At 66.0% G+C, this 25,297-nt stretch carries 24 protein-coding genes and 1 pseudogene; 15 read left to right on the top strand and 10 right to left on the bottom strand.

The features are described 5' to 3' along the window. Positions 1-141: 141 nt before the first annotated feature. The gene (locus FAZ79_RS06385) at positions 142-1,521 is read left to right on the top strand and encodes a GGDEF domain-containing protein (RefSeq protein WP_136867148.1); all 1,380 of its coding nucleotides are present in this window, start codon (positions 142-144) and stop codon (positions 1,519-1,521) included. Positions 1,522-1,905: 384 nt separating this feature from the next. Here the strand turns inward: FAZ79_RS06385 and FAZ79_RS06380 are convergent, their stop codons facing one another. Beyond that, positions 1,906-2,469: a phosphate-starvation-inducible PsiE family protein gene (locus tag FAZ79_RS06380; protein WP_136867147.1), complete on the bottom strand. Its 564-nt coding sequence runs from the start codon at positions 2,467-2,469 to the stop codon at positions 1,906-1,908. Positions 2,470-2,603: 134 nt separating this feature from the next. On the opposite strand from FAZ79_RS06380, the gene FAZ79_RS06375 reads away from it, so the two are divergent. Beyond that, positions 2,604-3,335, top strand: a complete 732-nt coding sequence (locus FAZ79_RS06375) for a DUF72 domain-containing protein (RefSeq protein ID WP_136867146.1) — start codon at positions 2,604-2,606, stop codon at positions 3,333-3,335. A gap of 8 nt (positions 3,336-3,343) precedes the next feature. On the opposite strand, the gene FAZ79_RS06370 is transcribed toward FAZ79_RS06375, so the two are convergent. Beyond that, a complete protein-coding gene (locus FAZ79_RS06370) occupies positions 3,344-4,144 on the bottom strand; it encodes a class I SAM-dependent methyltransferase (protein ID WP_136867145.1) in 801 nt (266 codons plus the stop codon). Between the two features lie 120 nt (positions 4,145-4,264). On the opposite strand from FAZ79_RS06370, the gene FAZ79_RS06365 reads away from it, so the two are divergent. From FAZ79_RS06365 to FAZ79_RS06355, 3 genes are read left to right on the top strand one after another with little or no spacing between them, the layout of a single operon-like run. Then, complete coding sequence (locus FAZ79_RS06365; RefSeq protein ID WP_136867144.1) at positions 4,265-4,645, top strand: DUF2173 family protein; 381 nt, start codon at positions 4,265-4,267, stop codon at positions 4,643-4,645. Between the two features lie 37 nt (positions 4,646-4,682). Further along, the gene (locus tag FAZ79_RS06360; RefSeq protein WP_136867143.1) at positions 4,683-5,021 is read left to right on the top strand and encodes a DUF2173 family protein; all 339 of its coding nucleotides are present in this window, start codon (positions 4,683-4,685) and stop codon (positions 5,019-5,021) included. Between the two features lie 10 nt (positions 5,022-5,031). Further along, the gene (locus FAZ79_RS06355; RefSeq protein ID WP_169303620.1) at positions 5,032-5,370 is read left to right on the top strand and encodes a DUF2173 family protein; all 339 of its coding nucleotides are present in this window, start codon (positions 5,032-5,034) and stop codon (positions 5,368-5,370) included. Between the two features lie 131 nt (positions 5,371-5,501). On the opposite strand, the gene FAZ79_RS06350 is transcribed toward FAZ79_RS06355, so the two are convergent. From FAZ79_RS06350 to FAZ79_RS06340, 3 genes are all read right to left on the bottom strand, one after another. Then, positions 5,502-6,422: a TIM44-like domain-containing protein gene (locus FAZ79_RS06350; RefSeq protein ID WP_136867141.1), complete on the bottom strand. Its 921-nt coding sequence runs from the start codon at positions 6,420-6,422 to the stop codon at positions 5,502-5,504. Between the two features lie 145 nt (positions 6,423-6,567). After that, positions 6,568-7,512 carry a universal stress protein gene (locus FAZ79_RS06345; RefSeq protein WP_136867140.1) on the bottom strand — a complete coding sequence of 315 codons (945 nt, stop codon included), beginning with the start codon at positions 7,510-7,512 and terminating at the stop codon, positions 6,568-6,570. Further along, positions 7,509-9,908, bottom strand: a complete 2,400-nt coding sequence (locus FAZ79_RS06340; protein WP_136867139.1) for an ATP-binding protein — start codon at positions 9,906-9,908, stop codon at positions 7,509-7,511. The genes FAZ79_RS06345 and FAZ79_RS06340 overlap by 4 nt, the downstream gene beginning before the upstream one ends. Before the next feature lie 184 nt (positions 9,909-10,092). Between FAZ79_RS06340 and FAZ79_RS06335 the strand changes: the two genes are divergently transcribed. The 5 genes from FAZ79_RS06335 (at position 10,093) to FAZ79_RS06315 (ending at position 17,435) form a co-directional block, all read left to right on the top strand. Beyond that, complete coding sequence (locus FAZ79_RS06335) at positions 10,093-11,454, top strand: sodium:alanine symporter family protein (RefSeq protein ID WP_136867138.1); 1,362 nt, start codon at positions 10,093-10,095, stop codon at positions 11,452-11,454. Beyond that, entirely contained in the window at positions 11,451-11,744 is a 294-nt protein-coding gene (locus FAZ79_RS06330) for a hypothetical protein (protein WP_136867137.1), read from the top strand. Before FAZ79_RS06335 ends, FAZ79_RS06330 begins: the two co-directional genes overlap by 4 nt. Positions 11,745-12,153: 409 nt before the next feature. After that, positions 12,154-14,673, top strand: coding sequence for an outer membrane beta-barrel protein (locus FAZ79_RS06325; protein ID WP_282097230.1), 2,520 nt, complete (start codon positions 12,154-12,156; stop codon positions 14,671-14,673). Between the two features lie 301 nt (positions 14,674-14,974). Further along, on the top strand, positions 14,975-16,162 hold the full coding sequence (locus tag FAZ79_RS06320; RefSeq protein ID WP_136867135.1) for a hypothetical protein: 1,188 nt from the start codon (positions 14,975-14,977) through the stop codon (positions 16,160-16,162). A gap of 127 nt (positions 16,163-16,289) precedes the next feature. Next, positions 16,290-17,435: a hypothetical protein gene (locus FAZ79_RS06315; RefSeq protein ID WP_136867134.1), complete on the top strand. Its 1,146-nt coding sequence runs from the start codon at positions 16,290-16,292 to the stop codon at positions 17,433-17,435. Positions 17,436-17,534: 99 nt separating this feature from the next. Here FAZ79_RS06315 and FAZ79_RS06310 read toward each other — a convergent pair whose 3' ends face one another. After that, the gene (locus FAZ79_RS06310) at positions 17,535-18,539 is read right to left on the bottom strand and encodes a M48 family metallopeptidase (protein WP_136867133.1); all 1,005 of its coding nucleotides are present in this window, start codon (positions 18,537-18,539) and stop codon (positions 17,535-17,537) included. 11 nt (positions 18,540-18,550) lie between these two features. Continuing rightward, the gene (locus tag FAZ79_RS06305; RefSeq protein ID WP_136867132.1) at positions 18,551-19,147 is read right to left on the bottom strand and encodes a LemA family protein; all 597 of its coding nucleotides are present in this window, start codon (positions 19,145-19,147) and stop codon (positions 18,551-18,553) included. Between the two features lie 233 nt (positions 19,148-19,380). On the opposite strand from FAZ79_RS06305, the gene djlA reads away from it, so the two are divergent. The 3 genes from djlA (at position 19,381) to FAZ79_RS06290 (ending at position 22,080) form a co-directional block, all read left to right on the top strand. Continuing rightward, entirely contained in the window at positions 19,381-20,163 is a 783-nt protein-coding gene (djlA, locus tag FAZ79_RS06300) for a co-chaperone DjlA (RefSeq protein ID WP_136867131.1), read from the top strand. Positions 20,164-20,194: 31 nt separating this feature from the next. After that, positions 20,195-20,647, top strand: a complete 453-nt coding sequence (locus FAZ79_RS06295) for a CopD family protein (protein WP_136867130.1) — start codon at positions 20,195-20,197, stop codon at positions 20,645-20,647. 392 nt (positions 20,648-21,039) lie between these two features. Beyond that, positions 21,040-22,080, top strand: coding sequence for a class I fructose-bisphosphate aldolase (locus FAZ79_RS06290; RefSeq protein ID WP_211238811.1), 1,041 nt, complete (start codon positions 21,040-21,042; stop codon positions 22,078-22,080). Between the two features lie 96 nt (positions 22,081-22,176). On the opposite strand, the gene FAZ79_RS06285 is transcribed toward FAZ79_RS06290, so the two are convergent. Beyond that, the gene (locus FAZ79_RS06285) at positions 22,177-23,073 is read right to left on the bottom strand and encodes a DMT family transporter (protein ID WP_136867128.1); all 897 of its coding nucleotides are present in this window, start codon (positions 23,071-23,073) and stop codon (positions 22,177-22,179) included. Between the two features lie 235 nt (positions 23,074-23,308). On the opposite strand from FAZ79_RS06285, the gene FAZ79_RS06280 reads away from it, so the two are divergent. Beyond that, entirely contained in the window at positions 23,309-23,656 is a 348-nt protein-coding gene (locus tag FAZ79_RS06280) for a 4a-hydroxytetrahydrobiopterin dehydratase (RefSeq protein ID WP_136867127.1), read from the top strand. An 83-nt stretch (positions 23,657-23,739) separates the two neighbouring features. Here the strand turns inward: FAZ79_RS06280 and FAZ79_RS06275 are convergent, their stop codons facing one another. Beyond that, positions 23,740-23,946 (bottom strand): dodecin family protein, encoded by a 207-nt coding sequence (locus FAZ79_RS06275; protein WP_231505741.1) that lies wholly within the window; start codon positions 23,944-23,946, stop codon positions 23,740-23,742. Between the two features lie 180 nt (positions 23,947-24,126). Between FAZ79_RS06275 and FAZ79_RS06270 the strand changes: the two genes are divergently transcribed. Then, positions 24,127-24,963, top strand: a complete 837-nt coding sequence (locus FAZ79_RS06270) for a ZIP family metal transporter (RefSeq protein ID WP_211238806.1) — start codon at positions 24,127-24,129, stop codon at positions 24,961-24,963. A 202-nt stretch (positions 24,964-25,165) separates the two neighbouring features. Here the strand turns inward: FAZ79_RS06270 and FAZ79_RS06265 are convergent. Then, positions 25,166-25,297: pseudogene (locus FAZ79_RS06265) on the bottom strand (IS481 family transposase); the annotation flags it as partial.

Raw genomic sequence — 25,297 nt, 5'->3', positions numbered from 1 at the left:
ACCACGAGGACGCGCCCTGGGTGATGGGGTTGGGTGCAGGGATTGGCCCGGGCGCTTATTTCCGCGCAGATCAAGGGGTTATTAATCCATCACGGCATGCTAATGTTCCGCGTCAAAACGCATATAAGGACGGGAACAGGGATGAGTTTCTACCGATCAAAGCATGTCTTTCGCGCGTTGGCCTGGGGCATGGTGTCCTTGGGGGTTCTCACCGGCGCGATCTTTCCGCTGGTGGCCGTTGAACTGGGCGTGTCGGCCGAGCTGGCACTGTCGCCCACCTTCGTCGGCACCACGTTGGCGGCCGGTCTGATCGTCGGCGGGCTGAACTTCGCGCTCGCCAGTCGGATCGTCCGTCCCCGCCTGCGTCGGTTGACCGGCAAGATGCGCCAGGTCCGGTCGGCGATGGATCAGGCCACCTACACGGGCGACTGGTCCGAATGCGACCCGGCCGTCTGCCAGTTGAAGGAGCAGGCCGAGGATGAACTCGGTGACGTGGCCGACAGCTACAACGCCCTGTTGCAGGCGCTTCACGCGGCCCACCGCGTCGAGGAGCGCATCCAGAACTTCAACAACACCCTCTCCAGCCAGCTCGACCTGCATGATCTCAGCGAGCAGGCCCTGTCGCTGTTGATCGAGCATTCCGAGGCCGACGGCGGCGCGATCATCCTGGAAAAGCAGGGCGAGTGGACCATTCCCGCGTCCACCGGCCTGATCGAGCCCGAGGCGATCCTCAAGAGCCCCGCCTTGCAGGCCGCCCACGAGCAGGCCGAAGTGCGCCGTTTCGACCTGCCCGAGGAGGTCCGGGTCGATGCGGTGCTTTCGCACTTCACGCCCAGCGATGTCCTCCTCTTGCCGATCAAGCACCATGGCCTGCTGCTGGGCTGGGTGGTGCTGGCCGCAGCCTCGCCGTTCAGCGACAAGACCACTCGCCTGCTGCCCCTGATGATCCAGGGCCTGGGCCTGGCGCTGAACAACGCCCTGCTGCACGACGACCTGCAACGCGTCGCGGCGCTCGACCCGCTGACCGGTCTCTACAACCGCCGTTTCGGCATGAAGCGACTCGAGGAAGAGCTGGCCCGCATCCAGCGCAACCAGACGCCGCTTTCCCTGATCATCGTCGACCTGGATCACTTCAAGCGTCTCAACGACACCTATGGTCACCTGGCGGGCGACAAGGTGCTGGTCCGCGCGGCAAGCGTCATCCGCGACATGCTGCGCAAGGGCGACGTGGTCATGCGCTACGGCGGCGAGGAGTTCATCGCCATCCTGCCGGGCTCGGATATCGAGGACGGCGCGGACATCGCCGAGCGCATTCGCTTTGCCCTGGCGCAGAGTCGGGTCGAGGTCGCCGGCCATACCCTGTCGGTGACCGCCAGCATCGGCATCGCCTGCACGGCCGATGACCGTCTCAGCAGTGCCGAGCCGCTGATGAAACTGGCCGACTCGCGTCTGTATGCCGCCAAGTCCGGCGGTCGCGACCGGGTCATTGCCGAGGGGGCCGGCGAGGCGCTTGCCAGTTAGGGAAGCTCTGCGCGATGCGATGGCATCCCTGGCTGGCGGATTTGTTCGCAATCAAGGCGCCGGACCGAAGACGGGCCCAGGGTAATCACTCGGGCCCGTCGCGGGGCGGAAACGCCGAGTGCGAGCAACCCCGCGAGCCCCGTTCGGGCGGGCCACCAAGGGCCATTTTCGGCGTCGCGGGTTTCGCCCGTGAACCCCGCCCTTCGGGTCGGCTCGCGCCGGCCGGATCGGCGTCCTGCCGATCCGGTTCAGTCCTTGCAAAGGGCGACGGCCCTTCACGGCGGGCTGCGCCTTGCATCTGGAGCCCTTGGAGGTCCCGCCGAGACGCCATCGAATCGTGCAGCGCTTCCTTGGGTTTCTTAGGTTCGGACACGACGGCCCTAATCACGCCCCATTCCCGTCACGGGGGTGGGGCGCTTGCGTTCGTGCCCGAGTCCCGTTCGACCCGGTGACGGTTGGCGTGGCCTCCTGGTCGATGCGAATGGCGTCGCGTTGCTCGATCAGCCAGTAGACCGCCCCCAGTGCCACCACCCCCACCGACAAGGCCAGCAGCATCATCGGCGTCGTACTCGACATGTCGAGAATGATGAACTTGCGGGCCAGGGCGAGCAGGGCGATCAGGATGACGATCTTGGTCTGGATGATGTGCTCGCGCCTTTCAATGACCTTGATGATCGAGTGTTGGAATTCCATCGCGATCAACAGGGTCAGGATCGCGCCGAACAGCTTCTGGAACACGCTGTGATCCAGCACGTTCTGGTGCTGAAGCACGAGCGTGTTCACCACGAGTCGCAATAACTCCCAAAGCGCCAGCAGGATCACCACCGCAACGATCACGCCCAGTACGGCGGCGATGACCTGTTCGAATCGCTCGGACAAGGTCATGACCTTCCAGTAGCGCCGCAGGTCCGAGGTGTGTCGGGTTCGACGAAGGTGAATATGCGCCATGTGATTACCCCCTGGCGGATCGATGAGGAGAGCCTGGCGATTCCACGCCTATCTCACCGCGAACAGTGGGGGCGTGTCGTTGTCGATTCAAGGTCGTCTACCCTCGAACGACACGCAATCGACGAGGGCAAGGCATGGCGCTCTACATCGGCACCTCGGGATGGAATTACCCGCATTGGCGTGAGGCGTTCTACCCGGCCGGGTTACCCTCGACCGACTGGCTGGACTTCTACGCTCAGCGGTTCTCCAGCGTCGAGATCAACGCCAGTTTCTACCGCCTGCCCAGCCCGACAACCGTGGATGCCTGGCGTGAGGCGGTCGGCCCGGACTTCCGGTTCGCGGTAAAGGCCAGCCGATACATCACCCACCTCAAGAAACTCAACGACCCGGCGGCGAGCACGGCCGACTTCGTCGAGCGCATCGATCGCCTGGGAGAGCGACTCGGGCCGATCCTGTTCCAGTTGCCGCCCCACTGGCACGTCAATGTCGAGCGTCTCGCCGCGTTTCTGGAGGCGTTGCCCAGCGGGTATCGCTACGCCTTCGAGTTTCGCGACCGCAGTTGGTGGGACCCGGCCGTCACCGACCTGCTGGCCGCGCACGGGGCCGCCTTCTGCGTCTTCGACCTCGACGGGCGGACCACCCCGTTCCTGGAAACGGCCGATTTCGTCTACCTGCGCTGGCACGGGGCCGACGGGGCGTATCGCGACGGTTACGGCGAGGCCCGACTCGAGGCGCTGGCCCGCCGGATCCGGGCCTGGCGCGATGACGGGCGGGATGTCTACGCCTATTTCGACAACGATGCCGACGCACAGGCACCGAGGGATGCCGCCCGGCTACGCGAGCTCCTCGGTTGCGATCGGGCGTGATGGTCGCCTCATCGCCCCGGGTGAGGCCGGAGACGACCCACGCGTAGCGTGAGTGGCCATTGCACCGGTCTCGGCTTCGAGGGAGGTCCCCATGGCGGGGCGATCCGTTCGGCCAGGTCGGTGACGGGGTCGTGACCGGTCGCCTGTCGGTAGCGTGCCGTGGCCGACCAGCTGCGCAGGTAACCCAGCAGATCCTCGAGGGTCCATGCCGCTTCCATCGAGAATGCCGGTGCGGGCGTGCGCTCGAACGGGAAGTGCAGGTCTCGATAGCCGGTTTCCACGTGGCGGCGTTCGGGTGGCCAGTATGGACCGACCACGTCCCGGTAAAACGTCGAGATTTCGGCGTCGATCGACGCCACGCCGGTTTCCATCCCTCCGTAGCACCACTGCGCCATCAGCCCGTCGGGGCGAAGCACGCGCTGTGCTTCCCGGTTGAAGGCCTGCACATCGAACCAGTGCAACGCCTGTGCGACCACCACCAGGTCCACGCTCGCGGTGGCCAGCCCGGAGGAATGGGCAGGGGCCCGGCGAAAGGCCACCCCGTCGAGGGCGGGCGCCTGGGCCAATTGCGCGGGGCTGATGTCGGTCGCGACGACCTGATCGACGTGCGGCGCCAACAATCGGGCCACCTGTCCGTTGCCGGTGCCGCAATCCCAGGCAAGCCTGCGGCCCGGTGCGCGATCCACCAGCCAATGGATCAGCGTCTTCGGGTAACCGGGGCGGTGACGCGCGTACGTCGACGCAATCGGGTCGAAGTGGCCACGCGTGGACGATGTCGGTGGCGAATCAGGGGGGGAGTTCCGCGTCATTCTGCACTCCGTATAAGCCAGAACACATTGAAATCAAAAGATTCAATATAAGAAACGCCGCTTTTCCATCGCCGTGGGGTCTATAACCATGATACTGAGTCCAGAAGAGGGGCGACATTTATGAGTTTGGTAAGCGATCTGATGGGCCAAACCGGGGTCGTGGCGGCCGGCAACTTCGCCTACCGTGGTGACCAGTATTACCACCACAAGGGCGATCTGTCCGAAGTGGAGACCAAGCTGGTCTCGACCCTGTGCCGGGCGAATACGGCGGCCGTGCGCATGGAAGGCGACATGCTGGCGTTGTTCTCCCGCGTCTGTCAGCCCAGTGCCGGCGGCTGCGGTTTCGAGCCGACCAAGGGCTGGGTGGTACACGGCAAGTCGCGCAGCATCTGCGTAATCTCGAACGTCTATTGCGTGCTCGACAACGAACGGGCCTCGTTGACCAAGGTGCTCGGCCTGATGCGCGAGCGTCTGGCGAATGCCCCCGATGTGCTGATCTGATGACGGCGGGCGACCGTCCCACCAAGGAGGAATGACCATGTCCGATCTCAAGACACTCAGTTCGATGCCCGGCGCGGTTGCCGCCTTTCAGTTCGACGATGACGGCCGTCTCGAGGACGCCGTGATCACCGACGAGGCCGCCATCGATCGAGACACCCTCGACCTGCTGGGTCATCTATGCATCGCCAACATGGCCATCGGTGCCATGCAGGCGCGTGGCTGGGAAGGCATGAGTGACGTCAAGGGCTTCTACCCGGTCGAGGGCTTCACCTTCGTCGGGCTGGATTGGTCCGCCGTTTCGCGAGGCCGGCAAGGTGTCGTGTTGTCCAATGACCGGGCCGACTACGACGCCGCCTACAAGGCCCTGGCGGGGTGAGGAGGATGTCATGCTCAAGCAACTGCTCGATATCAAGGGCGTGGAGGCCGTGGCCCATTTCCGCGAGGAATCCGGCGAGCCGTGGCAGGTGCACGGCGACTTGTCCGAGGCCGAAGCCAACCGCCTGACTCGCCTGGCGCACGACTTCAAGCGCATGACACAGGGGCATGCTGACCAGCTGGCCCTGTTCGTCAACCAGCCGGGCTGGACGCCGGCCAATGGCTGGATCGTCCATGGCGGCCAGCGCACCGTCTGCGGCGTGGCCAGCATGGTCGCGGTGGTCGACAGTGCCGAGGCCAATCTCACCGAGGTGATGAAGGGGCTGGCCCGCGAGGCCTTCTTCCTCTGACGCCCAGGCGACGCCCAGGAGCTTGCTACCGGCTCGACGTGATAACAAGAAACCCCGTGCATCGCTCGATGCACGGGGTTTCTTTGGTCAATGACGTTCCGACCGACAGGGGGTGTGTCAGTGATTCCGGGTCAGGTGTTCTGGCGGATGCCGGCGATCAACCAGTTGGCATCCTCCTCGTCGAGGTGGCGGGTCACGAGCCAGGTCTCGTCGAGTGCCTCGGCGCTTGCGTCACGCGCCTCGCGCACCTGCCCGGTAAAGCGCACGGCGGCGACCAGCTCACGGCCTTCCTCGCCCAGGTCTTCCAGCGAGACGTCGAGGTCGACCACCTCGGTCACGTTCTCGGCATCCCCCAGGGCGGCGCGTTCGCGGACCAGCTCACGGAACAGCTCGGGCGTGACGAATTCGCGGATCTCGTCCATGCGGTTCGCGTCCCATGCCAGCTGCAGGTTGGTGAAGTGGGTGCGCGCCGCGCCGAGAAAGCGGGTCTCGTCGAACCAGGCGGGCGGCTGGTAGTCGCCCGATCCACCGAAACGGAACTCGTCCATCAGCGATCCCGGACGCACGCCTTGCGTGCCCGTGCTCGAACGATCGAATGCCTCGTTGCGGGTCCGGGCCTGGGCGAGTGAATCGTCGGTCGGCGCCGGGTCGTTGCCGCCGGCATAGGCAGGACGGCCGCGCGCCATTCCGTTGGCCCCGCCACGCAGGTGACGGATCAGGAGAAACGCGCCGACGGCCAGCAACAGGATCAGCAGGAAGTCCATCGGCTGGAGCCCCTCGAAGGCACCGCCCATGAACATCCACGCCAGCAGGCCGCCGGCGGCCAGCCCCGCGAACATGCCGCCCAGGCCGGCGCCCGGGCTGCGGGTGGCCTTCTGGTCGGTCGTGGCCTGACGCTGCGTGGTGGTCTGCGAGCTCTTCTGGCCCTGGAAGCCGAAGCTCTTGCCGCCACCGAAGCGCTTGGCCTCGGCCGGCGAGCTGAGCGTCACGGCCAGCAGGGCGCTGACCGCGAGCAGAACCAGGGTGCGGGCGAGGGATTGGCTGGACGTCATGGGGTCTCCTGCGATCCGGGTGATGGGCCGGTGATGGGCCGGGGGTGTTGGTCACTGACTCACGCGGCAAGGCCGCGTGTCGGCAGCAGGGGATGCTACCACGCGGCTTGTCGGTCGGTGCCCCGTTTGCGCGCCGCGACGAGCCCTATACCGGGGCAGACGGGACCAGGATTACCGGGTGGTGGATGTCGGCAATCAGGTCGGCCAGCGGTCGGCCAATCGTCGCACCGGCGTCGGCGGCGAGGACGACCACCGACGCCCGGGTTTGCTGCAGGGTGCGCAGCAAGGTTGGGTCGGGTGCCGATTCGACATCGGCCGATGGGGCATCGATCAACTCCAGGACCAGCGGCGGTTCGCCCTCCTGGCGCCAGGCAACCAGCGACGGCAGGGTGGCCGGGTCGATGCCCGGGTGCATGAACAGGTGGCAGGGGCGGTCGGTGGCCACGGCGATGGCGTGCGCGGCGAGGACCACGGTCTCGGCGGCCGATTGGGAGGTCAGCAGGGCGACAACCGGCGCACGTCGCTCCTCGGTCCGTTGTGGGGTGCGGGCGGTTGTCGATCGGCCTACCGGGTGGGCGGCGGGTCGGACGATCCGCCGGACCGGTTTCATCTCGCTCTCGGTGGTCGCCTGCCAGAGCAGCAGCCGGCGACACCCGCTTTCCAGCAGGCGCCGGGCAACCGAGCCCAGTCGTGCCCCGTGGCCGGCCGACCAGCCGGTCTTGCCCATCACCACCCAGTCGGCGGTCTGGGCGGCGGCGCGGACACTCTCGAACACCGGACCGGTGATTACCTCCAGGCGCCAGCGCAACGGGGCATCGTGGTCGAGCTCGGCCAGCATCGTCTCGATCTGGCGGCGTTGCTGGGCCAGGCGCGTGAGCAGGGTCTCGCGGTCGAAGGGGCGCGACTCGCCCGACAGCGCGCTGATCTCGCGGGTGAAGGGGTGGCCGGCCGAGGCGTGCAGGTCCTGGTCCTCGACGAACAGCGCGACCAGTTCGCCGTGCTGCTGTCGTGCCAGCCGGGCGGCACTGGCCAGCGCGGCCCGGCTGGTCGGCGAGGCGTCGATCAGCAACAGGACCTGCGGGCCGCTCATCCCGGCCCGACCCCGTCAGGCTCGTGTCGATCCCGCCCGCGATCGTGACGCGTGGCGCGGGCGAAGCGAGCGAGGCGTTCGACGACGCGGCCATTGAGGCTCTCGGGCGGGAAGTTGCCGTGTGTATCGCGTTCCCCCGGCTCCAGCCCGGTGAGTAAGTCGAGGGCCTGCTCGACGTGCTCGATCGCGTGGATGGCGAAGCGACCGGCCCCGACCGCGCTACGCACCTCCGGGTCGAGCATCAGGTGCGGCCGGTTGCTCGCCGGGATAATCACCCCGTGCGAGCCATCGAGCCCTCGGTCGCGGCAGATGCGGAAAAAGCCCTCGATCTTCTCGTTGACCCCACCGATGGCCTGCACCTCGCCGAGCTGGTTGATCGAGCCGGTCACCGCGAATGACTGGCGGATCGATACCCGAGCGATCGCCGAGACCAGGGCGGCGACCTCGGCCACCGAGGCCGAATCGCCGTCGATCGAGCCGTACATCTGTTCGAAGGCGAGGCTGGCCGACAGGGACAACTCGCCATCCGGGGCGTAGCGGCTGGCGAGATAGCGCGAGAGGATCATCACCGCCTTGGCGTGAATGTTGCCGCCGAGCTTGGCCTCGCGTTCGATGTCGACCACCTGGCCGCGGCCCGGGCGGGCGGTAGCGGTGATGCGCGTGGGCAGCCCGAAACGGAATCCCCCCAGCTCGCTGACGGCAAGCCCGTTGACCGCGCCGACCCGTTCGCCCTGGCTGGGCACGTTCAGCGTGCCGCGCAGGATCGCCTCGACCGCCCGCTCGCGCAGCCGCTCGGCGCGCTGCTCCTGGCGGCGGATGGCCATCTCGACGTGGTGACCGGCGATGTGGTTGGCGTGACTGGTGCCGGCCAGGTGGTTGGCCTCCGCGAGCAGGTCGGCCATCGGGCGGGTCCCGGCGGCGAGCTTGTCGCGATCGTCGGCCAGGCGGCTGGCGTGCTCGATGCTGCGGGCGACAGCGCCCCGGTCCAGCGGCTTGAGACCGTCCCGTCGGGCGATCGCGGCCAGCGTGCGGGCGTAGTCCATCTCGCTCTCGGCGGCGCGGGGCAGGGTGTCCTCGAAGTCGGCCTGGACCTTGAACAGCTTGGCGAAATCCGGGTCGTACTCGGCCAGCAGGTAATAGAGCAGGCGGTCGCCGATCAGCACCACCTTGACGTTGAGCGGGATCGGGTCCGGCTCGAGCGTGATCGTGGTGAACACCGCGTAGAGCTGCTCCAGCGACTCGATCCGGACCTGCTTGCCGTAGATCGCCCGCTTGAGCGTTTCCCAGGCGAATGGCTGCATCAGGATCTGGCGGGCGTGCAGGATCAGGTACCCACCGTTGGCCCGGTGCAGGGCGCCGGCCCGGATCAGGCGGAAGTCGGTGAGCAGCGCGCCTTCCCGGAAGTAGTGCTCGATGCGCCCGATCAGGCGTGCGTGGGTAGGTAGGTCCTCGTAGATCACCGGCGCGCCGTGCAGCTCGGCGTTATCGACGATCAGGTTGATCTGGTACTGGTTGAGGATCTCCTCGGGAACGGCGCTGCTGTCGTCCTCGAGGTCGTTGACGTGCGAGATGATGTCGTCCCGGATCGAGCCGATGAACCGGGTCACGTCGGGCAGGCGCGCCCAGCGTTCCTCGAGGGCCTGCAGTTGCTGACCAACCGCCACGCGCAGCATCTCCTCGTTAAGCGCCTGCAGGCGCTCGCGCGCCTCCTTCTGCCATTTCGGGATCTGCTGCAGCGTCTGTTTGAGTTTGACCTCGAGCTCGTCGATGGCCGCCTGCCAGGCCTTCTGCTCTTCCTCGGGCAGCTCGCTGAACGCCTCGGGGTCGAGGATCCTTCCGTCTCGATAGGGACCCAGCGTGAAACCGTTGGGGGTGCTGACCATCGCGATATGCCGCGCCTCGGCCTCCTTGCTGATCGCGGCGATGGCCTCGTGCTGGCGGCGCTTGTAGGTTTCGCGCAGTTCCTGGATGCGGTTGTGGTACTCGTCGCTCTCGAACACCGCCGGAATGGCCGTGCGGAACTCGTTGACCAGGTTGTCCAGCTCCGTTTGCAGGTCGCGCCCGGCCCGGGCGGGCAGTTTTAGCAGGCGGGGCTTGTCCGGGTCGTCGAAGTTGTACACGTAGGCCCAGCTCGGCGGCGGGGCATCCCGGCGCGCGCGCTGCTCGAGGAAGTCGCGCACCACGGCGTACTTGCCGCTGCCGGTCGCGCCGAGGGCATAGAGGTTGAAGCCCCCGTCAGCGATCTCGGTGCCGAAGGTCAGGGCCTCGAGCGCCCGCTCCTGGCCCGGCGGGGCGGCCGGCGGATCGAGCTCGGCGGTCGTCTCGAACGGCAACGAGCTCGCCGGGCAGGGGCGGTAGAGTTGATCGGCTTCCAGCCGGGTAGGCGCGTCGGCCATGAGTGCCTCTCGAGTCCGTGGGGACGATGCAACCGAGACTAGCATGCGCTCGACACCGTGGTAGCGGTCAAACGGGCGTCAGGTGCCCATCGCACTGGCATATCGGCGGGAAAACCGGTTAGGGTTTGCAGCTATTGCGCGCGAACCACCCACGCGAAATCACCAAAGGGAGTGAGCAGACACGATGGACGCAGTGACCGAGTTTCTTGGCAGCATCAGTGGATTCGTCTGGGGGCCGGTGATGTTGGCCCTGTTGCTCGGCACGGGGGTGTATCTCACCGCCGGGCTGCGCGGCATGCCGATCCGTCGCATCGGCTACGGCTTTCGCCAGCTGTTCCGTGGCCGTCACGCGGGCAAGGACGACCGGGGCGACATCACCCCCTTCCAGGCCCTGGCCACGGCGCTCTCGGCGACCATCGGCACGGGCAACATCGCCGGGGTGGCCACCGCGATCGCCCTGGGCGGGCCCGGCGCGATCTTCTGGATGTGGCTGACCGCGCTGGTGGGCATGGCGACCAAGTATTCCGAGGCCGTGCTGGCGGTGCGCTATCGCGAGGTCGACGAGCGCGGTCGCTACGTGGGCGGGCCGATGTACTACATCAAGAACGGCATGGGCGCGAAGTGGAAATGGCTGGGCGCGGCCTTTGCCCTGTTCGCCATGATCGCCGCCTTCGGCATCGGCAACACCGTGCAGGCCAACTCGGTGGCCGACGTGCTCGAGTCCAACCTCGCCATTCCCGACTGGGCCACCGGTCTGGTGCTGGCCGCGCTGGTGTTCGTGGTGATCATCGGCGGCATCCGCCGCATCGCGCACCTGGCCGAGTACCTGGTGCCGTCGATGGCGATTCTCTACGTCGGCTTTGCCCTGGTGATCATCCTGCTGAACATCACCGACGTGCCGGCGGCCCTCGCGCAGATCGTCAGTGACGCCTTTACCGGCACGGCGGCGACCGGCGGGTTCGCCGGGGCGGCCGTCTGGGCGGCGATCCGCTTCGGGGTCGCCCGCGGCATCTTCTCCAACGAGGCGGGCCTGGGCTCGGCGCCGATCGCCCACGCCGCGGCACAGACCAACGACCCGGTCCGCCAGGGCACCATCGCGATGCTGGGCACCTTCATCGACACCATCATCATCTGCACCATGACCGCGCTGGTGATCGTGCTTTCCGGTGTCTGGGAGACTGGCGAGAGCGGCGCGGCGCTCACCTCGGCGGCCTTCGCCCAGAGCCTGGGCGGGGGTAACTGGGTGGTCACCGGCGGGCTGGTCCTGTTCGCCTTCACCACCATCGTGGCCTGGAGCTACTACGGTGAGCGAAGTGCCGAGTACCTGTTCGGCGTGAAGGTGATCAAGCCATACCGCTACGTCTGGGTGGGGGCGTTGTTTATCGGGGCGATCGCCAACCTCGAGCTGATCTGGCTGGTGGCCGACATCCTTAATGCCCTGATGGCCATCCCGAACCTGATCGCGTTGATCGCCCTGTCGGGCACCGTGTTCGCCATCACGCGCGAGTACTTCGCCCGCGCCGAAAACCGGGAGACGAAACCATGAATCGAGTGGTGACCGGCCGCCTAGCCGTCAGAGGGGCGATCCTTGCGGGGTTGGTGTTCCTTGCCGGCTGTGCCATGACGGGTCCGGGAGGCGATCAACGCACGGTCATCATCCACCCGGGCGGTGATCCCTCGCTCACCCCGGTGAGCATCCCGGCCGGCCATCTGCCGCCACCGGGCGAATGCCGTATCTGGTACCCGGATCGCAGCCCGGGCGACCAGCCGCCGCCGGGCAATTGTCGCGATCTTCAACACCACGTGCCGCCCGGCGCCGTGCTGGTGCGCGGCTGATCGGGGGTCATGCACGGGTTCGATGAGCCATCACGTCAGCTGGCCACCGGGCCCGGACGGGGCGGCGCCGATTGACTCGCCCCCGTGGAGATCGTGTAAGGCCGAATCGTCCGCGTGTCGCGACGTTGCAACGGTTGCTTAACAACCTAATCGACATTTCACCTCATCAGGCGTATCTAAGTGGGCATACAGGCGAGTGATCCATGAAGGGATCCGTCATCTCGACCGCCTGCGCAGAAGGAGGTCTGCCATGTCCACACGCCTTTCCCGGTCGATTGCCATCGCCCTCGGCGCGGTGTCCGTCGGTCCGCTGACCGTTTATGCCTAGGACGCGGCTCCACTACCGGCCAAGCCCGGTGCGTCGGCAGCGGAAAACGCGTCGAGTGAAACGCCGTCCAGTGGCCACGCCCTGGGCGGTTTTCTGTTCTTCCCCCAGCTGACCGTGACCACGCTGTACGACACCAACATCTACGGCGTGAACGGGTCGGTGCCGGTCGACAAGGACGACCCCCGGGGCCCGATCGAGGACGAGACCGCGGATACTGTCGGCATCCTCTCGCCCAGCCTGGCGGTGCGTTCGGACTGGGACAGCCACGAGCTGAACTTCAACGCCGGGGCCGACCTCGCGCGCTACCGCGACAACAGCGACGAGAACTACGACGACTTCTGGCTCAATGCCGATGGGCGCTACGACATCAACACGGTGTCGAACGTCTTCGGTGGCCTGGGCTATACCCGGACGCACGAGGATCGCACCTCGCCGGAGGGCGCGGCCGGGATCGAGCCGGTGACCTACGACAGCCTGGATGCCCACGGCGGTTACGCCCGGCGCATCGGCCGGACCGTGCTGCGCCTCGGCGGCACCGCCCAGCGCCTCGACTACGACAGCGGTATCACTGTCGACGGTGTACCGATCAACCATGACGACCGCGACCGGGATATCTACGCCCTCGGCGCGCGACTGACCTACCTCCACTCCCCCCGGGTGCAGCCGTTCGTCCAGGCCTCGACGGAGACCCGCCGTTACCGGGATTCACGCGACGACCTGGATTACCGCCGTGATTCGGATGGGCAACGGCTTGCCGTGGGTGCCACCTTCGATTCCGGTTCGGGGGTCAGCGGCGAGGTATACGGCGGCCTGCTTTACCAGGATTATGACGACCCGCGTTTTTCCTCGATCACGACGCCCGACGTCGGAGCGCAGGTGAACTGGCAGGTCACGCCATTCACTCGCCTGCGCGGTGCGATCGATCGGTCTCTCGAGGAGACCACCTACTGGCAGATCGAGGATGGGGTGCCGGTGGTGTCGTCTGGCTACCTCTACAGCCGCGCCGAGGCCAGTGTCGAGCACCGCTTGACGCCCCGCACGACCCTCTCCGCGCTGGCCTCCTACGGTCAGGTGGACTACCAGGAGGTCGATCGCACCGACGACCTGATCAGTGCCGGGGTGGGTGTCGAGTACCGGCTGACCCGGAACCTCCTGCTGCAGTTCGACTACCGCCACTTCCAGCGCGACTCCGATTTCCGCGCCCCGTTCAATGAAAAGCAGGATCAGTTCAACGGCGACCTGTTCGACGGCAACTACCAGCGTGACCAGTTCTACCTGCGCTTGAAGGCATTGCTCTACCCGGTGCGTGAGCCGGCGGTCGTTGCGGGCACGTTCTCCGGGTTGGCCGACACGCGCGGTTCCGGACTCGGCGGCGGTTTCTACGCCGGTGCGCAGGCCGGGGTGAGTGGCATGGCTACCGACACCACCGGCCCGCGCGGCGAGCAAGGCACCGATACCGCCACCATGGTCGGCAACGGCTGGAACACCGGCTTGTTCGCCGGCTGGGGCCTGACGACCGCCAACCACTGGTATGGCGGTATCGAGATCGAGGGCGCCCGCAGCGGTGCCGACTGGGATCATGCCAAGGACAAGTCGACCAGCCGCACCTTTTCGTTGGACATGAACGACAGCTGGGGGGCGAGTCTCCGCGGCGGTCGAGTGCTGGCCAACGGGGCGCTGCTTTACGGGCAGCTCGGCATGGTCCGTAGCGAGTTCGACACCTTCTACCAGGCCAACGACGCCCCGCAGAACGCCGCGGACGAGTCGGACGACCAGACCGGCACCAGCTACGGGGTGGGTGTCGACGTGCCGGCGGGCAAGCACCTGTTCTGGCGCATGGGTTACAGCATCACGGATTACGATGGCTACGACGTGGTCTACAACACCACGCCCGACGGCGTGGAGCGGTTCGAAACCCGGGAAGGGCTGTTCCGCCTCGGCCTGGGTTGGCGCTTCGGCGCCCAGGACTACGCACCGGTTGATCCGACGGAGGGCGATATTGGTGGCTTCTACGCCGGTGCACAGGTCGGGCACACCCTGCTGCGCTCCGATCTCGATGCGATTCATAACGACGGTGGCTCCAACCCGGGCCGCTCTCGCCTGCAGGCCAGCTTTGGCAACGACGGCGTAAGCACCGGCGTGTTTACCGGTTACGGCTGGCAGTGGGATCGGATCTATCTCGGCCTGGAACTGGACGTCGAGAACAGCGGCGCGGAATGGGAGCACCTACGCGAACCCACCGGTCGCGATTTTTCCGTGGAGCAGAAGGGCGGCCAAGCGCTATCGGCGCGGTTGGGTTACCAGCTGGACAACGGCACGCTGCTCTACGCCCGGCTGGGCAAGGCGCGTAGCCAGTTCAACTATCGCTATCGCAAGGGCGAGAACCCGGACAACGACATCAATCGCGATGTCAGCGAGATCGGCACGCGCATCGGCCTGGGTGCCGAGCTGCCGCTGACGCCCAACACCTTCGTGCGGCTGGACTACAACCGCACGGACTACGGTGACATCCGGTTCGCGACCACCCACGACAATACCGACACGGTGAAAGTGGACAACGAGATCGATCAGTTCCGGCTCGGGGTAGGCTTCCGTTTCTAGCCCGTTTCCGCCCTGGGGCGGTTCCATTTGACCGCGCAAAAATAACCCCGCCGTCGAGCGGGGTTTCGTATTTCCGGGGGATGTTGGGCGCTGAGTCCTCAGGTGAAAACGGCGGTGGAGGGCCCAAATGGCGCCAGTCGCGCGATCAGGTAACCGACTGTTTTTCTGTGGATTTATTCGGTAGTTGGTTTGATAAATCCGTGTTGGTCTGGTCTGTAAAATTTGATGGGCTTGCCACCTTGTCACAAGAAGTTTATGGGCATATGAGTGAATTGGGAAAGCTGAGAAAGGAGGCTCCCTCATGAACACGAAATCGCTTTTTAATACCAACCGCAAACGCCTGACCGCGAGCCTGGTGGCGGCCGGTGTGTTGGCAGTGCCGATGCTGGTCGGTAACACCTACACGCACAACCTCATGCCGATCTCGTCGGTTCATGCGGCTTCCGACCACGGTCAGGGTGGCCAGGGTGCCGGTGGCGCCATGAAAGGTCAGGGTGGCATCGGTGGCGCCGGGGGTATCTCCGGTGGCCAGCAGAGCATGGATGTCAACGACGTGCTGCGTGGTCAGGGGGCTGGCGGTCGTGATGCCGTCGGTGGAAGTGGTCGCCCGGACGACAAGGGGCCGCCGGAAGGCGATGGTCCGAGCACGGACATGGGTGGAGGCAACCCGAACGCCGGTGACCGCATGGGTGACTTGTACGGGGATCTGTACGTCGTCCTGCGCGACCCGCTCACGGGGGCGCCGATTCTGGATGACGAAGGCCGCGTGCAACTCCTCGATGCCGAGGGCAACGTGATTCCGTACCTCTCCGATGATCCGGAAGACGAGGGCTTCACGGAGGTGGCCGACGAGTCTCTGCTTCAGGAAGTCGCGTTTGACCGCCTGAACCTCGCCCGGTCTCCGCAGGCGGTGCTGAGCCACTCGCTTGACACGGCACTCGAGACGATCGCGCTGGATGCCGATGGTGTGTTCGAGTTCGACGCGGCCGGTCGCATCGTGATCGAGGACGCTGACGGTGTGGTTTACACCATCGACTCCCCGCTCGAGAACCTGGCGCTCTACCAGGACGCGATTATCCGCCTGAACGACGACATCGATGGCAACGAGACGTTCACCCTGGACCAGACCGACTCCCTGCTGGCCGCCGCGGCGAGCAAGTTCGGCAACGTGACGCTCGACATGGTGGTCTACCTGAACACCATCCTCGGCCTGAACCAGGAGGTCACGGATCCGGACACGGGCGCCACCACCATGGATTGGGTCGACCTGGCGAGCTTCACCTACGATCGCCTCGAGGCGTATGACGGTGTCATGGTGAGCTACCTGACCGATCCGGAAGGTGACGGGACCTACATCACGGTCACCGAGCCGCTGGTCGATGCCGTGTTCGATGGCGAAGCCGCCACTGGCGAGGGCGCCACGGGCTACGCCTTGTCCACGGACGACGCCGTGCAGGTCATCGAGTTCATCCACGAACCGATTCACTGATTCGCCTGGTGAGGTGGAATGGCTGGTAGCCATCTTGAAGACCCCCGTACACCGGGGGTCTTTTTTCGCCATTGCTCTCAAGAAAGACGAGCAATCAGCACAAACGGGTAATCCCGAGGGGATTCAAATGACGATCACGAATTCGGTCAAGACCACGTATCGACCGTTGTTTGCCAGCCTGGCCGTCGCCGGGCTGGTTTCGGGGTCGATGTTCATCGACAGGGGGCCTGCCGCGCCGTTTACCGCCGTCCCGGCCGTTCAGGCGGCCGAGGGCGGTCATTCCGGGGGGCATGCCGGTGGCGGGCATTCGTCCGGCGGCGGCCACGATACCGGCACGACGCACACCGATGACCACACGGACGATCACGCCGACAGCGACCATGGAAAGAAAGGTCCGGGCGGCAAGGGTGGCACCGGGGGCAAGGGCGGCGGCCATGCCGGGTCCGGAAGTCAGCACCTGGTCGATAGCGTGTTCCGCGGCCAGGGGCGAGACAGCCTCGATCGCATTCAAGGCGGTTCGGCGGGCAAGGGCAGCCTGTACGGGGATCTCTACGTGATCCTGCGGGAACCCGACGGCTCGCCCGAGCTGGACAACCTGGGGCGGGTGCAGTTCGTGGATGCCGACGGCAACGTGATCCCCTACGCCTCCGACGACCCCGAGGCGGAAGGCTTTACCGAGGTGGTCGACGAGAACGCGTTGCAGGAAGTGGAGTTCGAGCGGCTAAACGTCGGCCGTGCCCCGCCATCCGTGCTGGACCACGCGTTCGAGGAGGCGCTACGCACGCTGTCGCTGGATGCCGATGGCGAGATCGAGACCGATGCCGCCGGTCGGTTCCTGGTGGTGGATGCCGATGGCAATGAACTGACCATCGACTCGCCGCTGGCGAACCTGTCGCTGTACCGGGCCGCGCTCACCGAGGGCAGCTGGACGTTGCAGGAGGCCGCCGCGTTCCTGGGGGGCGCCGCGTCCAAGACGAAAGCGATCACGGTCGATACGGTGGTCTACCTCAACACCATTCTCGGTATCAACAATGCCGAGGACGGCTATTACGATCTATCCGGGTTCGCCTATGATCGAACCGCGATTCACGGCGGCAGCGTGACCTACCTGACCGACCCGGACGGCGACGGCGTCTTCGTGGAGCGGACCGAATCGATCATGGATGCCGTGTTCGGTGGTTCGACCTACAGCGGTACCGGCGCCGATGCCTTTGCCCAGGCAGCGGATGACGCCCGCGCCGTGATCGAGTTCACCCACGAACCGATCCACTGAGAACGGCGACGACCGCCAAGCCATCGTGCCCCGTAGGAGCGCCTTCAGGCGCGATAGCTTGATGTTGCCACCTGTGCGTTTCGCGGCCAACAGCCGCTCCTACGGCGACGGCTGGCCTTCCAGCCGCCGAATCCGTTCGTCGAGCGGCGGGTGGGTGTCGAACAGGCGGGCGCCGCCGGCGCGGAACAGGAAGGCGTGGTTCATCTCCGCGGCGGCGTCGGACTCCACCCGGGAGGAGGCGCCGCCCTTGAGTTTCTCGAAGGCGCTTTTCAGGCCGTCGGGATAGCGGGTGAACTGCACGGCGGAGGCATCCGCGAGGAACTCGCGCTGGCGGCTGACGGCCGCTTGCAGGATGCGACCGAAGAACACGGTCAGCAGCCCCACCAGCGCGATGGCCGCCGCGCCCACCAGCATGGCGATGCGCAGGCGGGCGTCCCGCCGGCCCGGGCCCACGCCGACGTGGAACCACCAGCGGGCGACGAAGAACAGAAAGGTAAAGCCGAACACCATCGCCGCCACGCGCACGGAGAGCTTGATGTCGCTATTGGCGATGTGGCCGAACTCGTGGGCGACCACCCCGGCCAGCTCGTCACGACTCAGGTTGTCCAGCGCGCCCTGGGTCACGGCCACGGCGGCGTTCTCCGGTTTCGTGCCGGCGGCGAAGGCATTGATCCCGGCCTCACGGTCGAGCACGAACACGCGCGGCCGGGGCAGGGCGGCCGCGATCGCCATCTCGTCGACCACGTTCAGGTACTGGCGTTCGGCCGGGCTGAGATTGGTTTCGCCCGCGCCGGTGAGCTCTCGCCCGCCGAGCGACTGGGCGACCTTGGCGCCGTCCGAGCGCGTGAACCACCGAAACAGGGTGACCAGGAGGATGCCGCCGCCAGTCAGGCCGGCCGCCCAGGCGACGGCCTGCCACGTGGCGTCGGTCGGCAGGCTGGATACGGCACCCGGCTGGTTGGCCTGGGCCTGCTCGCCGAGTGTCAGGGCGAGCCAGACCAGCCCGCCCACGGCCGCCGCCGCGACGATCAGCAGGAGCACGTACAGTCCCACGAGTATCCGTGTCTGTCGCCGCGCCAGGTCCTGTTGTTCGCGAAAATCCATCGTCGGTCGACTCAGAAGCTGACCTCAGGGGCCTTCTGGATGGCCTCGCTGTCCTCGAACTCGAGCAACCGGGCGTCTTGGCCGTGGCCGACCAGCTTGCCGATCATCACCGGCGGGAAGGAGCGGCGATACTCGTTGTACTTCTGCACCAGGTCGTTGTAGGCCTGGCGGGCGTAGGCGACCCGGTTTTCCGTGGTGGCCAGTTCCTCGGAGAGCTGGCGCATGTTGGCGTCGGCCTTGAGATCCGGGTAGGCCTCGAAGGTGGCGTTCAAGCGGCCCAGACCGCTGTTGAGCGCGGATTCGGCCCGGGAGAGCAGGTCCATGGTCTCCGGGTTGCCCGGGCGGTCATGCGCGGCCTCGACGGCCTTCTCGGCCGCGGCGCGCGCCTCGGTCACCTCCGTGAGTACCGAGGCCTCGTGCTCGAGGTAGCCCTTGGCCGTGTTGACCAGGTTGGGAATCAGGTCGTGGCGGCGCTTGAGCTGGGTTTCGATCTGGGCGAAACCGTTCTCGTACTGGGTCTGGTACGAGGTCAGCTTGTTGTAGACGTGGATGACGTAGACGACGGCGATCGCCACGATGCCGATCACGATCCAGGTTTCAGTTCCCATGGCGGCAGTCTCCCTGTTGAGCGCGACGCGGGTCGCGGGCCGTGTGGATCCGGGGTGGATGGACCCGCCCGAGTGTACCTGTCTCGCGGGACGGTTGGGATGGGATTCGGGCATCGATCCGCCCCGCCGGGCGGGGGTGGCATGTCAGCGGGACGTCGGAACCTGGGCGGTGGCAGGACCAGGCGCACTCGTTTTTGGCACACTGCACGTTCGGTTCACTAATGGGATGACGCATGTCCTGGATTGGAAAGCTGGCGGGGGCCGGCATCGGCTACTGGATCTTCGGGTGGATTGGCGCAGGCATCGGGCTGTTGCTGGGGCACTTTCTCGATCGTTTCGTCGGCCGGATCAAGCGCGTCGGCGGGCGACTGCTCGAGGTGCAACAGACCTTCTTCGAGACCACCTTCACGGTGCTCGGTCACGTCTGCAAGGCCGACGGCCAGGTCACGCAGGCGGAGATTCGTGCCGCCGAGCAAATCATGACGCAGATGCGCCTGACCAAGGGGCGTCGCAAGCGGGCGATCGAGGCGTTCAACCGCGGCAAGGCGCGTGACTTCGACCCCGACGAGAGCATCCGTCGCTTCGTGCGCGTTTGTGGCAGCCAGCCGACGCTGCTGCGCGTGTTCCTGGAAATCCAGATCCAGGCGGCGTTCGCCGACGGTCAGATCGCGCCGGCCGAGCGCGAGGCTTTGTTGCGCATCGCCCACGCCCTCGGCGTCTCGGATGCGGACTTCTCCCGGCTCGAGGCACTGTTGGCCGGACATTACCAGCGTGGCCCGGGGGCGCCGACCACGGCCGCGGCGCTGGAAAACGCCTACCAGGCGCTAGGCGTGACGCGCTCGGCGACCGACGCCGAGGTCAAGCGTGCCTATCGGAAGTTGATGAGCGAGCATCACCCGGACAAGCTGATCGCCAAGGGGCTGCCCGACTCGATGGTGGAGCTCGCCAAGGAGCGCAGCCAGGAAATCCAGAACGCCTACGAGACCGTCCGTCGGTCACGACAGGCCAACACCTGACACGACCCCATAAACGCAGAGGAATGACGACATGACCGGTTTGCTCAAGGTAATCCATCTGTTGGCCGCGGTCCTTTGGATCGGCGGCGTGTTCTACGCCTACGTGATTCTGCGCCCGTCGGTGGGCTTTCTCTCCGGCCCCGAGCGGGTCTCGCTCTGGGATCGGGTGTTCACTCGTTTCTTCCGCTGGGTGTGGGTGCTGATCGCCGCCCTGTTGATCAGCGGCTACGGCCTGCTGTTCTCCAGCTTCGGCGGGTTTGCCTCGCCGGGCTACCTGCACGGCATGCAGCTGTTCGGCTGGCTGACCATCATCGCCTTCGTGGTGCTCGCCTTCGGGCCGTACCGGCAACTGCACCTGGCCGTGGCCGCCGAGGACTGGTCGCGTGCCGGGGAGATGATCCCGCGGATCCGCCGGCTGGTGCACATCATCATGTGGCTGGGTCTGGTGAGCATCGCGATCGGCGGGGGCGGTGCGTACCTCTAAGGTGGCGCGTGGCGCGTGGCGCGTGCCGGATTGAAAAACCGGCCCGCGAGGGGCTATTGTCTCGGGAAACTCTTCACGATTCGATGACGTCTCTGCGGGACCTCCAAGGGCCCAGATGCAAGGCGCAGTCCGCCGTGAAGGGCCGTGGCCCTTTACAAGGGCTGCAACGCCGCAGATGGGCCCTTGGAGGCCCGCCCGGACGGGGCTCGCGGGTTTGTTCGCACTCGGCGTTACCGTCCCTCGACGGGCAACGAGCCCGTCTTCGGTCCGGTGCCTTGATTGCGGACAAACCCGCAAGCCAGAGATGCCATCGAATCGTGAAGAGTTTCCCTAGGGCGGTCACTTTTCACGACACGATTTCATTCACGGAATCAAGGAGTTCGCGCATGACCATGTATCGTCCCGAGAAGGCCGACGAGTTGATCCAGACAGCCAAGGCGATGGTCGCCCCCGGCAAGGGCATACTGGCCATCGACGAAAGCAACGGCACCTGCAACAAGCGCTTCGAGGCCGTCGGCATCGAGCCCACCGAGCAGAAGCGGCGAGAGTACCGCGAGCTGCTGCTGACCACGCCGAACCTCGAGGAATACGTCAGCGGGGCGATCCTCTACGACGAGACGATTCGCCAGTCCACGGCGGACGGCAAGTCCTTCATCGACGTGATGCGCGAGCGAGGCCAAGTGGTCGGCATCAAGGTTGACACCGGTGCCAAGCCGCTCGCCGGTTCGGACGGCGAGAAGGTCACCGAGGGCCTCGACGGGCTGCGCGAGCGCCTCGCCGAGTACTACGAGATGGGCGCGCGCTTTGCCAAGTGGCGTGCGGTGATCGCGATCGACACGGCGAAGGGCCTGCCGACCCGTGGCTGCATCGAGGCCAACGCCCACGCCCTGGCGCGCTACGCTGCGCTGTGCCAGGAGGCGGGGGTGGTGCCGATCATCGAGCCCGAGGTGCTGATCGACGGCGATCACGACATCACCACCTGCGAGCGGGTCACCGAGGAGGAGCTCAATGAGGTCTTCCGCCAGCTCTATCACCAGAACGTCATGCTCGAGGGCGTGATCCTCAAGACCAGCATGGTGATCTCGGGCAAGGGCGCCTCGAACCGTGCCGGCGTCGACGAGGTGGCCGATCGCACCGTCGAGACCCTGCGTCGCACCGTGCCGGCCGCACTCGGTGGCGTGGTGTTCCTCTCCGGTGGTCAGGGCGTCGAGGAATCCACCGCGCACCTGAACGCCATGCACACCCGCCACGGCGATCGCCTGCCGTGGCCGCTGACCTTCTCCTATGCCAGAGCCATCCAGGGCCCGGCGCTCAACTACTGGAAGGGCGAGCCGGGCAACGTGGCCGAGGCACAGCAGCGCGCCTTGACGCGGGCGAAGTACAACGGCCTGGCGAGCCTCGGCAAGTACAGCGAGGACATGGAAAGCGCCTGATACGGGCGGTCCCTCAACTCAATACGACAATCCCGCCATCTGGCGGGATTTTTTTGGTCTGCGCAACGGCTTTCCTGCGCGTGTCTGGTGGGGCGGTCAGGGGTGCGCCTCGACCGGCCGCTCGCGGATCACCACCAGGCCCGCGGCAACGATGATCAGGCCGCCGAGGATCGTGAAGGCATCCGGCCATTCACTGAAGATCAGCCAGCCGAGCAGGGTGGCGCCGAAGATCTCGAGGTACTGCAGCGGCGCGAGCAGGCTGGCGTCGCTGCGGGCGAAGGCCATCGCGATCAGCACGTGGGCAAAGGCCGCGAGCACGCCGGCGGTGGCCAGCCAGACCCATTGTGAGGGGCTGGGCATCGCCCAATGGGTGAGCGACCAGTCGAAGCCCTGGCCGAACAGGATGAAGCCCAGCATGATCGCTGATGCGGCCGCGCCCACCCAGAATTGCAGCACCAGGGCATCCCGCGGGCGAGGGGCGCTGGCCCAGGCGCGGGTGGCGGTCAGATAGCCCGCATAGCAGGCCGCCGCCGCGATGGGGAGCAGGGAGGCCAGCCCGTAGGCGCTCCAGTTCGGACGCAGGATGACCACGGCACCGGCCAGTCCGCCCAGTACCCCGATCCAGCGCCGAATGGTGATGCGCTCGCCCAGGAACAGGGCGGAGAAGATGACCAGGATCAACGGCTCGACAAAGAACAACGCGATGTTGTTGGCAAGCGGCAGGTGGGCCAGCCCCCAGAACAGAAACAGGATCGAGGCGGCAATCAATGTGCCGAGCAGTAGATGGAGGGCCCGAAGGCGACCGCCGGCCCGATAGATGGCGAGGAACGGCAGCAGGAAAAGGGTCTGGAACACGAATCGCAGCCAGGCGATCTCGCCGACCGACAGCTCGGCCGAGAGCCACTTGGCGATGGTGTCCGACATCGGGATGGTCAGGACGGCGAGGGCCATCAGGATCAGGCCCAGCCGATGGTGGTGTTGTGTTTCGGTCATCGTGCACCTCGGTGTACGGAGAGCGGCACGACTTCAATATCACTGGGGCCAACGAAGGGAATGAGTGGCCGCGTCGTGCCGCAATTGTTTAGATAGCTATACAAACTAACACGCCGTGTCGAATAAGGACAGCGATGGACGAGGGCACTGCCGTTGCCTACAGTCCGGTGACGTTGTTGCCGCCCCGAATTGGGCGGCGCGTCCCGAGTTTCGACGTCGACGAGGTAAGAAACGCATGAGCGAACTGGCAGCGAACCACTGCGAGGCCTGTCGGGCCGATGCGCCCACCCTGGACGACAACGAGATCGCCTCGTTGCAGAAGGAGTTGCGGGATGACTGGCAGGTGGTCACACGCGACGGGGTACGGCAGCTCGAGCGCGTGTTCCGTTTCGACGACTTTGCGAGCGCCCTGGCGTTTACCAACGCGGTGGGCGAGATCGCCGAGTCGGAGGGACACCATCCCGCGTTGCTGACCGAGTGGGGCCGGGTGACCGTCACGTGGTGGAGCCACAAGATCCGCGGCCTGCACCGCAACGATTTCATCATGGCCGCGCGCACCGACAAGGTGGCCGCCGAACAGTAGGGCGGTGGAGGGCCTGATCGACGCACGAAAAAACCGGCCCCCAGTGCGCAGGGCCGGTCGGTCCTTTCGCTTCGCCTTTTCGCTCAGTCGAGCTCGAAGGTGATCTTGGCGTTGATCCGGTACCTGGTGATGCGGTTGTCCTCAACCTTGGCCTCGAAGTCCTTGATGTAGATCGACTTGATGCCGTGGATGCTGCGGCTGGCCTTGGCGATCGCCTGGTTGGCGGCGTCTTCCCAGGACTGCTCGGATTCGGCCAACACTTCGATGACCTTCAGCATGTCGTTGCTCATGGCTCACCTCCTTTCATGTGGGTTTGGCGAGTACCATCAATAGCTTAGACGACAAGGCGGGATCACGTGCGTGGCCGGTCGTCGTAACGCGTCGGGCTGCTCGGCTATGATGTTGACGAACTAGGGGAGGGATCGGATGCGCGGCGAATGCCGGTGTGAAACCAATGCAGGGCAGACGGTGTGATCGACTGGCTTCTCGCGCCATGGCAGGCCTTTCTGAACGCCTCGCCGATCATGCAGGCCCTGGTCGCCACGCTGTTCACCTGGGGCATGACCGCGGCCGGCGCCTCGCCGGTGTTCTTTACCGACCGGGAAAACCGGCGTTTGCTCGACATCCTGCTCGGTTTCACCGGGGGGGTGATGATTGCCGCCAGTTTCTGGTCGCTGCTGGCGCCGTCCATCGAGATGGCGGGCGAGCTTGCCGTGCCGGCGTGGTTTCCGGCGGCGGTCGGCTTTGCGCTGGGGGCGGCGTTCCTGCGTGGAGCCGACTGGATCCTGCCCCACCTTCACCTCAACGCCCCCATGCACGAGGCCGAAGGCGTCCCCACCACCTGGCGGCGAACGACCCTGCTGGTGCTGGCGATCACCCTGCACAACATCCCGGAGGGGCTGGCGATCGGCGTGGCCTTCGGCGCGCTCGCCCACGGACTTGACCAGGCCAGCCTCGGTGGTGCGATTGCCCTGGCCGTGGGCATTGGTATCCAGAATTTCCCCGAGGGCATGGCGGTTGCCATGCCGCTGCGCCGCGAGGGGATGAGCCGGAGAAAGAGTTTCTGGTACGGGCAGCTGTCCGGCGTGGTCGAACCCATCGCGGGGGTGATCGGCGCGGCCGCGGTGCTGTTCTGGCAGCCCATCCTGCCGTACGCGCTTGCCTTTGCCGCCGGGGCGATGATCTTCGTGGTGGTCGAGGAGGTGATCCCCGAGGCGCAGCGCAGCGGCCACGCCGATGCCGCCACGCTGGGCGTGATCGGGGGGTTCATCGTGATGATGGTGCTGGACGTGGCGCTGGGTAGCTAGTAGGGAAACTCTGCACGAATGGCACGCCGCTCTGCGTGCCTTGATCCGGCCAGATGCAAGGCGCGCCCTATGGGGCCTGTCGAGCCGCCATTTTCCGCGTTGCGTCGCCTCGATGTGGCCACGGAGCGTACCGGCGACGACTCGTCTTGTTCTTACAACGGCTCGCCAGGCCAGAGTGGTATGGCATTCGTGCAGAGGTTCCCTAGATGTGGAGTCTCATGAGGTTGTCCTCGGGTAACCCAAGGACGCTGATGGGCGGTTTATGGTCAAGGCTGCCATGTTGCCGGTGCCAATTGTAGTCATGCAGCCATCTGGGTAAGTGCTGAGCACGTTC

The organism is Guyparkeria sp. SB14A (genome assembly GCF_005096345.1).
In the GTDB taxonomy this organism is placed as follows: Bacteria; Pseudomonadota; Gammaproteobacteria; order Halothiobacillales; family Halothiobacillaceae; genus Guyparkeria; species Guyparkeria hydrothermalis.
This window is presented reverse-complemented; position numbering and strand designations above follow the sequence as displayed.

Excerpts from the sequence above, each read along its gene's own strand:
- FAZ79_RS06310 (WP_136867133.1), bottom strand. The coding sequence starts at position 18,539 with ATGGATTTTCGCGAACAACAGGACCTGGCGCGGCGACAGACACGGATA.
- FAZ79_RS06330 (WP_136867137.1), top strand. The coding sequence starts at position 11,451 with ATGAATCGAGTGGTGACCGGCCGCCTAGCCGTCAGAGGGGCGATCCTT.
- FAZ79_RS06285 (WP_136867128.1), bottom strand. The coding sequence starts at position 23,073 with ATGACCGAAACACAACACCACCATCGGCTGGGCCTGATCCTGATGGCC.
- djlA (WP_136867131.1), top strand. The coding sequence starts at position 19,381 with ATGTCCTGGATTGGAAAGCTGGCGGGGGCCGGCATCGGCTACTGGATC.
- FAZ79_RS06320 (WP_136867135.1), top strand. The coding sequence starts at position 14,975 with ATGAACACGAAATCGCTTTTTAATACCAACCGCAAACGCCTGACCGCG.
- FAZ79_RS06275 (WP_231505741.1), bottom strand. The coding sequence starts at position 23,946 with ATGAGCAACGACATGCTGAAGGTCATCGAAGTGTTGGCCGAATCCGAG.
- FAZ79_RS06365 (WP_136867144.1), top strand. The coding sequence starts at position 4,265 with ATGAGTTTGGTAAGCGATCTGATGGGCCAAACCGGGGTCGTGGCGGCC.
- FAZ79_RS06345 (WP_136867140.1), bottom strand. The coding sequence starts at position 7,512 with ATGAGCGGCCCGCAGGTCCTGTTGCTGATCGACGCCTCGCCGACCAGC.
- FAZ79_RS06375 (WP_136867146.1), top strand. The coding sequence starts at position 2,604 with ATGGCGCTCTACATCGGCACCTCGGGATGGAATTACCCGCATTGGCGT.
- FAZ79_RS06350 (WP_136867141.1), bottom strand. The coding sequence starts at position 6,422 with ATGACGTCCAGCCAATCCCTCGCCCGCACCCTGGTTCTGCTCGCGGTC.
- FAZ79_RS06280 (WP_136867127.1), top strand. The coding sequence starts at position 23,309 with ATGAGCGAACTGGCAGCGAACCACTGCGAGGCCTGTCGGGCCGATGCG.
- FAZ79_RS06385 (WP_136867148.1), top strand. The coding sequence starts at position 142 with ATGAGTTTCTACCGATCAAAGCATGTCTTTCGCGCGTTGGCCTGGGGC.
- FAZ79_RS06370 (WP_136867145.1), bottom strand. The coding sequence starts at position 4,144 with ATGACGCGGAACTCCCCCCCTGATTCGCCACCGACATCGTCCACGCGT.
- FAZ79_RS06290 (WP_211238811.1), top strand. The coding sequence starts at position 21,040 with ATGTATCGTCCCGAGAAGGCCGACGAGTTGATCCAGACAGCCAAGGCG.
- FAZ79_RS06360 (WP_136867143.1), top strand. The coding sequence starts at position 4,683 with ATGTCCGATCTCAAGACACTCAGTTCGATGCCCGGCGCGGTTGCCGCC.
- FAZ79_RS06295 (WP_136867130.1), top strand. The coding sequence starts at position 20,195 with ATGACCGGTTTGCTCAAGGTAATCCATCTGTTGGCCGCGGTCCTTTGG.
- FAZ79_RS06355 (WP_169303620.1), top strand. The coding sequence starts at position 5,032 with ATGCTCAAGCAACTGCTCGATATCAAGGGCGTGGAGGCCGTGGCCCAT.
- FAZ79_RS06335 (WP_136867138.1), top strand. The coding sequence starts at position 10,093 with ATGGACGCAGTGACCGAGTTTCTTGGCAGCATCAGTGGATTCGTCTGG.
- FAZ79_RS06340 (WP_136867139.1), bottom strand. The coding sequence starts at position 9,908 with ATGGCCGACGCGCCTACCCGGCTGGAAGCCGATCAACTCTACCGCCCC.
- FAZ79_RS06380 (WP_136867147.1), bottom strand. The coding sequence starts at position 2,469 with ATGGCGCATATTCACCTTCGTCGAACCCGACACACCTCGGACCTGCGG.
- FAZ79_RS06315 (WP_136867134.1), top strand. The coding sequence starts at position 16,290 with ATGACGATCACGAATTCGGTCAAGACCACGTATCGACCGTTGTTTGCC.
- FAZ79_RS06305 (WP_136867132.1), bottom strand. The coding sequence starts at position 19,147 with ATGGGAACTGAAACCTGGATCGTGATCGGCATCGTGGCGATCGCCGTC.